This window comes from Holdemanella porci, assembly GCF_019052655.1.
GTDB classification, from domain to species: domain Bacteria; phylum Bacillota_I; class Bacilli_A; order Erysipelotrichales; family Erysipelotrichaceae; genus Holdemanella; species Holdemanella hominis.
On sequence record NZ_JAHQVB010000080.1, the window covers coordinates 1 to 7,548 of the forward strand.

At 33.0% G+C, this 7,548-nt stretch carries 8 protein-coding genes and 1 pseudogene; 8 read left to right on the forward strand and 1 reads right to left on the reverse strand.

The features are described from left to right. Positions 1 to 880: 880 nt before the first annotated feature. From KTQ83_RS10560 to KTQ83_RS10575, 4 genes are all read left to right on the forward strand, one after another. Positions 881 to 1,759 carry a MerR family transcriptional regulator gene (locus KTQ83_RS10560; RefSeq protein ID WP_217256784.1) on the forward strand — a complete coding sequence of 293 codons (879 nt, stop codon included), beginning with the start codon at positions 881 to 883 and terminating at the stop codon, positions 1,757 to 1,759. 45 nt (positions 1,760 to 1,804) lie between these two features. Further along, positions 1,805 to 2,098, forward strand: coding sequence for a hypothetical protein (locus KTQ83_RS10565; protein WP_186998766.1), 294 nt, complete (start codon positions 1,805 to 1,807; stop codon positions 2,096 to 2,098). A 176-nt stretch (positions 2,099 to 2,274) separates the two neighbouring features. Then, positions 2,275 to 2,541 carry a helix-turn-helix domain-containing protein gene (locus tag KTQ83_RS10570; RefSeq protein ID WP_186998767.1) on the forward strand — a complete coding sequence of 89 codons (267 nt, stop codon included), beginning with the start codon at positions 2,275 to 2,277 and terminating at the stop codon, positions 2,539 to 2,541. Positions 2,542 to 2,985: 444 nt separating this feature from the next. Next, positions 2,986 to 3,396 (forward strand): ABC-2 transporter permease, encoded by a 411-nt coding sequence (locus tag KTQ83_RS10575; protein ID WP_342367257.1) that lies wholly within the window; start codon positions 2,986 to 2,988, stop codon positions 3,394 to 3,396. A gap of 50 nt (positions 3,397 to 3,446) precedes the next feature. Here KTQ83_RS10575 and KTQ83_RS10580 read toward each other — a convergent pair whose 3' ends face one another. Next, positions 3,447 to 3,956, reverse strand: a complete 510-nt coding sequence (locus KTQ83_RS10580; protein WP_217256786.1) for a TetR/AcrR family transcriptional regulator — start codon at positions 3,954 to 3,956, stop codon at positions 3,447 to 3,449. A 98-nt stretch (positions 3,957 to 4,054) separates the two neighbouring features. Here KTQ83_RS10580 and KTQ83_RS10585 point away from each other — a divergent pair, with 98 nt between their 5' ends. The 4 genes and pseudogenes from KTQ83_RS10585 to KTQ83_RS10600 all read left to right on the forward strand — a co-directional run. Next, positions 4,055 to 6,622 carry an ABC transporter ATP-binding protein/permease gene (locus KTQ83_RS10585; protein ID WP_217256787.1) on the forward strand — a complete coding sequence of 856 codons (2,568 nt, stop codon included), beginning with the start codon at positions 4,055 to 4,057 and terminating at the stop codon, positions 6,620 to 6,622. Between the two features lie 38 nt (positions 6,623 to 6,660). Then, the gene (locus KTQ83_RS10590; protein WP_217256788.1) at positions 6,661 to 7,140 is read left to right on the forward strand and encodes a GNAT family N-acetyltransferase; all 480 of its coding nucleotides are present in this window, start codon (positions 6,661 to 6,663) and stop codon (positions 7,138 to 7,140) included. Then, positions 7,141 to 7,305, forward strand: coding sequence for a hypothetical protein (locus KTQ83_RS10595; RefSeq protein ID WP_217256789.1), 165 nt, complete (start codon positions 7,141 to 7,143; stop codon positions 7,303 to 7,305). It begins immediately after the preceding gene. Next, positions 7,302 to 7,502, forward strand: a pseudogene (locus KTQ83_RS10600) (Y-family DNA polymerase); the annotation flags it as partial. The gene KTQ83_RS10595 and the pseudogene KTQ83_RS10600, both read left to right, overlap by 4 nt. Positions 7,503 to 7,548: the final 46 nt, after the last annotated feature.

A 7,548-nucleotide genomic window follows, 5' to 3' on the forward strand; every position in this document is an offset into this window, starting at 1 on the left:
CATTAGAATTTAAAATTTATCTATTTTATGAGTCCTTTTTCTTGACGTAGTACCAAGGGGCTGAGACTGCAAGAAGAATTTGCAGCAGAATTTCGTAAGGAGTATAAAGACAAAGATCACTGTCCTTGCCTGAAAGCCTGTCGTTATCACGGAAACTGTAAGGAATGTGTAGCAATCCACAGAGCGCATCAGGAACATGTTCCTAATTGTATGCGACCATTGATTAATAAAAAATTGAAATTGATGTCAGAATTAACAGAGCATACCTTGGCAAATGAAATAGAAGCTCCACATGAGATTTTAAGAAAATAGGAAAGTCAAATTTCAGTTTGTCGATGTATAGACAAAACTAGTAACGGGTAAACCTCATCAATTTACCCGCTTTTTTTATGCCTTCTATTTAACTATTGGGAGTGTTTTGGAGGTTTCCGTGAAGATGGCTTGTCCAAGTTGTAAAAAAAGAAGACCTTCATCGAAAGCACCTGCATCTAAGAATATCTGTGATTACATCTCGAACGCCTAAGGACAAAGAGACTTAATGTTTCTTTGTTTTTTGTGCTTTATTGAGCACGAATAAGCAAACGTAATTCTTAGTTTCATGAAGTGAGAACAAATCTTTTTCTTAAAAGAAGCTGTTAGTTTCATGAAAATAGTTATAAAGCGATATAGGTTTTACAAGTTTTTATTGGTAATATGATGGTGTTACAAATTTTTTGTATGAAAATTAAACACGATATATTTCCTCTCTACAAACCACTTATATTTTGTGTTAAAATAAATCAATAAATCGAATTTGTATGATTGAAATGAAAACTTCAAAAATATATTGACTTGTACGTAACGTACACCCTTATACTATCATCACAAGGAGGTGTGTCCGATGTTATTAAATGAAATTATTAAGGAAGTCGGAATGACAAAGCGTGCAGTTAAATACTATGAAGAAAAAGGATTGTTGTCAGTAGATAAAGATAGCAACGGCTATCGAAACTACTCCATGCAAGACGTTAAAACTTTAAAAAAAATTTCGGTATATAGAAAGCTTGGGATTGGTATTAAAGATATACAAACCCTTTTGGAAAAAGATGATAAAAGTATTCTTTTACGTATTTATCAGGAAAAATTACAGGAAAAAATTTTACAGGACTCAGAACTTGAAGCGTTGAAGCAATTTATAGATGATGGTAATGCAGACAAGGCAAATGAGATACTTGATTACCAAACTGTCGAAAATGCGATTGAGTCTTTATTACCGGGGAAAGAATGGGGAGATTACTTAAAAAGTCACTTCAAACCATTTCTTAATGTGAGATTAAAGACTTTGGAGCAGAAGCAAGCCTTACGGAACATATTAGAGTATTGTGATGAAACAACATTAAAAGTTCCTTTTATTATGGGAATAGGTGTAAAAATAGCAGGTTGGATTGCACCGGAAACAAGAACTGCAGATGAGATGATAGCTTATTATCGTGATATGAGTGAAAGCGAATATGAAAAATTAAAAGAAATGGTAAAGAAAGGCGCTAAAATGAAAACTGGCATTATGAAATATCATCCGTCATTTATTGCCCAGAGAAAAATGCAGAAAGAGTTCCAAGATAAAGGATATAACGACATATTCATTCCTAATTTGATGGTGCTATCTCCACAGTACGCAGAATACAAGAAAGCCTTAGATGGGGTAAACGATAGAATGTGTAGAGAACTTGGACTGCATTATGATAGCAATTACAACTTAGTTATAAAAAATCTCGAATAAATGAGTGTATCTAAAAAGAAACAGAAGTTGGAAGGAGAAGTACTTATGCGTACCAAGAAAGTAATATTTAGTGTTTTAACGATTATTTTCGGTTCTCTTGGACTGATGAACATAGTGTCTACTGATATAACACTGCCAATTATGTTTGTTTTTATGGGATTAACCTTTTTGACGAATGCAAGGGAGTGTTATGATAATGGTGCAAAGAAAGATGCTATGATATTTGCAGGTGTAGCAATTTTTGTCTATGTAGTTACTGCATATAACTTGATAATCAGATTAATGCCTTTATATCAGATTTCATTAATAGAGGATTATATAAAACTGGTGTTTCAGTAAATAAAGATGATCAATTAATGACATTGGTTACTTGTGATACAAGAGATAACAATAAGAGAATTGTAATTCTAGCTAAATTGGTTAATATAGCAAATGTTTAAAAACTAAGGTGTATGATATTATTTAGCTAGATAAATTAGAATTTGAAGTTGATATATGATTAAAGAAGGTATTTTATGAACATAAAAAAAATAGGACAATGTATCAAAGAAAATAGGGAGCGAAAAGGTTTAACTACACTACAGTTAGCACAACTTCTTAAAACTGATATTGTATCTGTGCAATCTTATGAAAAAGGCGAAAAAAAACCAACAGTAAAAGAATTGGAAGTGATTTCAAATGTTTTGGATATTCCGTTGATAGTTTTGCTTCACGGCGGTGGAGAGGTTGAAATGCTTCAAAGAAATGAGGATGGGACAAAATGCAAATGGAATAAGTATTAAATTAATAAATCCCAGTTTGTCGATGTATAGACAAAACTAGTAACGGGTAAACCTCATCAATTTACCCACTTTTTTATGCCTTCTATTTAACTATGGGGAGTGTTTTGGAGGTTTCTGTGAGGATGGTTTGTCCAAGTTGTAAAAAGAGAAGACCTTCATTGAAAGCACCTGTATCTAAGAACATCTGTGATTACATCTCGAATGCATAGAACAAAGAGACTTTATATGTTTCTTTGTTTTTTTATGTTTACTCAGAGAATACTCTAAACAAACACGAGAAGGAGTCTTTGTAGTCTAATTCTAGACTGTGTTACCTGTTTTTAGTTTCACCGTTTCAAGTGAGTATTATCCGTTCTTACTTTAACGATTTGTGTTCTGCCTCGCTAAATGCACGGCTTAGTTTCTATATGCACGTTATAGTTTAACGATGACATTTGAATTAGGATAGTTTTTTCGTATGATGAAGCCAATCACGGCTTAAAGACTTTGTTTACTTTGCCTATTTCTAAATCGGATTATGTGAAAGAAAAATATTTGTTTTCTTTGATTATTACGGGAATTGGTTTTGTGTTTGTCACAATATTAGGTTGTTTTAGTAAAAGTGGCTTTATGGAAACACTTATAATCTTATCAACCGCTTTGTTGTTGTTAGCTCTATCTTTGCCATTTCAATTAAAGGAAGGTAATGAAAAAGGAAGAATTGTATTGTTTGTGGTTGTGTTTGGATGTACCTTCTTATTCGCTTTCTTAAATCAATTTATTCCTAAATTCTTTCAATCGATTGAATCGTTATTGAACACATTAGATCCTATTATGTTTAGTGTAGGTTTATTGATTACAAGTTTTATTCTATAATTTATTTCTATGATGATTTCAATTCGTGTATACAATAAGCGAATTCTTGATTAACGTACTAATTTATCCACAATACTGTTGATGATATTCGCAATTTCTTCACAAGATTCAATACATCCTGCATCGATCCATTGTTGAATCGTGGCCAAAGATCCAAAAAGAATGTAGTTTTTGATGTATGGATCGTTTTGCGAAACTTGTTCAAGCTGATTGTTGATGGAATCGAGTGCTAGAACTTGTTTAGGAAATTCATTGTCGACATTGCATTCAAAAAAGATTTTGATGGTTTCTTTATTAGATTTTAAAAATTGGAGTAATTGGATAAAAGAAGTTTCTTTTGGTTGATCATTTAATTGTTCATTGATCAATTGAATGACTTCTTGCTCCATTTCTTTAATGACGTCATATTGACTTCCATAATACTTATAAAAGGTGGAACGATTGATATCGGCCTTTTCACATAAGCCAGAAATGGTGATCTTATTGATGTCTTTTTCTTTTAGGCATTCGAATAAAACTTCTCGAATTAATTTTTTTGTCATTTGTATTTTTCTGTTCATAATCAACACCTGTTGCTTTCGTAACAATATGTTAAAATCAGTCGATTGAAAAATCAAGAGATAATTTTCTATAATTAAGAGAATATGGAGGACTTTTTATGCTTCAATGTAAAAATATTATAAAAGATTATGTTTCAGGAGATGAAATTGTACATGCATTAAAAGGTGTATCACTTTCTTTTCGTGAACATGAATTTGTTTCAATACTTGGACAGAGTGGATGTGGCAAGACTACGTTTCTAAATATTATTGGTGGTTTGGATCATTATACTTTGGGTGATTTGATTATTAACGGAAAAAGTACAAAGGACTATAGTGATAAAGACTGGGATACGTATCGTAATCATCAGGTTGGTTTTGTGTTTCAATCCTATAATCTAATCATGCATCAGAGTGTTTTAAGTAATGTAGAATTGGCTTTAACACTAACGGGAGTCAATAAAGAGGAAAGAAGAAAAAGAGCTATAGAGGCTTTAAATAAGGTTGGACTTTCGGATCAAATTCATAAAAAGCCAACCCAGATGTCGGGTGGACAAATGCAGCGTGTTGCGATTGCCCGTGCCATTGTCAATAATCCGGATATTATTTTGGCAGATGAGCCAACTGGTGCTTTGGATAGTGCCACAAGTGTGCAGATTATGGAGATCTTAAAGGAAATCTCTAAAGATAAGCTTGTCATTATGGTTACACACAATCCGCAATTGGCCGATGAATATTCAAGCCGAATCATTCGTTTAAAGGATGGCACTTTAGTTTCGGATTCCAATCCTTTTAATGAAACAGAAACAAATGTGGATACGAGTGTGTTAAAAAGACCTGGCATGTCTTTTAAAATGGCTTGCTCATTAAGTTTAAATAATTTAATGACAAAAAAAGCACGTACTTTTTTAACCTCTTTTGCCGGAAGCATTGGAATTATTGGAATTGCTTTGATTATGTCATTGTCGCATGGTATGCAGTCGTATATTGATCAAATGGAAAATGATACAATGGCCAGTTATCCGATTGAGATTCAATCGAGTTCGAGTGATGTGTCTACATTGATGACAACGATGATGGGCATGAAGAAAAAGACAGAGGAACATAAGGATTCTAAAATCTATCCTCGTCCTTATGTAGAGGATGTATTAGAATCTTTATCGAGTTCAAAGAAGAATAATCTATCGGCTTTTAAATCCTATATTGAAAGTGGTAAGGGTAAAGAATTTAGAAAGACGGCGAAGGCAATTGAGTATGATTATAATTTAAATTTACAAGTTTATAATGAGAATACAGATTCTGGCTTAGTGCAAGTATCGCCAAATGGTTTGTTGGATAAATTAGGTATGTCGGATATGATGTCCCTGCAATCTCAATTTATGGATTCAAGTGCTATGACCAATGATCAAGTATGGCTTTCTTTACCCGAATCGAAAAAGCTTCGAGATGATGAATATCAGCTTGTCGAAGGTAAGTGGCCAACAAACTATAATGAGGTGGTTTTAGAGGTCGATGAAAATAATGAGATTACCGATTATGCACTTTATTCTTTAGGATTATTGGATCAGGATGAATTGGTTAAGAATTATCAAAAGATTTTAAATGGAGAGACGGATAAGATTTCAAAGACAAACCTAGAATTGTATAGTGTGGATGATATCTTAAATTTGAAGTTTAGATTGGTTCTAAATAGCGATTTATATCAAAAGGTAAATGGTTTATGGATCAACCAAAGTGAAAATGAATCGTATGTGAAGGATGTTGTTTCTAAGAGTCCTGAAATCAAGGTGGTTGGAATTATTAAGCCAAGTGAATCCACAGTTTCACAACCAACAATGGGTGGTGTGTATTATACAAAGGCTATGGAAGAGTATGTTACTTCTAAGACGGAGAATGCTCAAATTGTAATAGAACAAAAGACAAGTCCAAATATCAATATTTTTACGCAGACTGAATTTGCCTCAGGCCAAAAGATTAGTATGTCAAATCTTACAAATGAGCAGATGATGCAGCTTTCAAGTATGTCGCAAGAAGAATTGATGAATTATATGAATACGTATAATGAGAATATCAATGCGACATATGATTCGAATTTGACAAAACTTGGCGTTGTAGATTATTCAACTCCGACAAAGATTTCTTTGTATGCGTCAAGTTTTGATGGAAAAGAAAAGCTGAGTGATTTGATTACTTCTTATAATAAGAAACAGACAAAGAGTAATGTGATCACATACAACGATTTTATCGGGACAATGTTAAGTTCAGTAACAAGTGTTGTGAATATCATTAGTTATATCTTGATTGCCTTTGTATCTGTATCTCTGATTGTATCAAGCATCATGATTGGTATAATTACGTATATTTCGGTATTGGAGCGTACAAAAGAGATTGGTATCTTACGCTCAATTGGTGCTAGTAAAAAAGATATTACGCGTGTATTTAATGCAGAAACATTTATTATTGGATTGATTAGTGGTGTATTAGGCATATTAATTACACTTGTATTGAATGTTCCAATTAGTGTGGTCGTTGAGAATATGACTGGTGTTGCGCATATTGCCAAATTACCAGTCAATGGAGCTATATTCTTGATTTTCATTGATTTAGTATTAACGATTCTTGCAGGTTTGATTCCATCCAAGATTGCGAGTAAAAAAGATCCTGTAGAGGCATTAAGAAGTGAGTAATCACTTCTTTTTTGGTATAATACCTGCGAGGTGATTTCATGATTAGAAAAGGAACGATTGGAGATGCAGAAATATTAACTAAGGTAGAAGCAACTTGTTTTCCACCCAATGAAGCAGCGACTTCAAAAGAGATTCAAGAAAGATTAAATGTATATGCGAACCATTTTCTTTTATTGTTCGAAAAAAATCAATTGATTAGTTTTATCGATGGTTTTTGTACAACCCAAAGAGATTTAACGGATGAAATGTATAGTGATGCTTCGATGCATGATGAAGATGGTGACTGGCAAATGATATTTGGATTAAATACATTACCAGATTATCAAAAAAATGGTTATGCCGCGAAGATCATGTGTGCAATGATTGATTTGGCTAGACAAGAGAACCGAAAAGGATTGGTGTTAACTTGTAAAGATAGATTGGTGCCTTACTATAGTAAGTTTGGGTTTAAAAATGAGGGTGTATCCTCAAGTGTTCATGGTGGTGTAGTTTGGTATCAAATGCGATTGGAGTTTTAGATGAAAATAATTCAAAAGGTAAAGAAATATCAGAAGAAAAAAGCAAAAAAAGCCGTAAAAGAAGAGTTGAAACAGATGATTCCTACGTTAAGAGGTCAATTGAATGAAGTGACTTCTGGTTTGGATGAATTAAATGGTCTTCTTAAAAAGATTACGCGTTCATGAAGTCAAAAATTTATTTGGCTATCGATTTAAAGTCTTTCTATGCTTCTTGCGAATGTGTATCTAGAGAATTGGATCCATTAAAAACTAATCTTGTAGTGGCAGATACTTCTAGAACAGAAAAGACAATATGTTTGGCTGTATCGCCTTCTTTGAAACAGTATGGAATTGGAGGAAGGTGTCGTTTGTTTGAGATAATATGAAGTGACCTCCTATTGTCAATACGTGGATTACGACTCATAATTG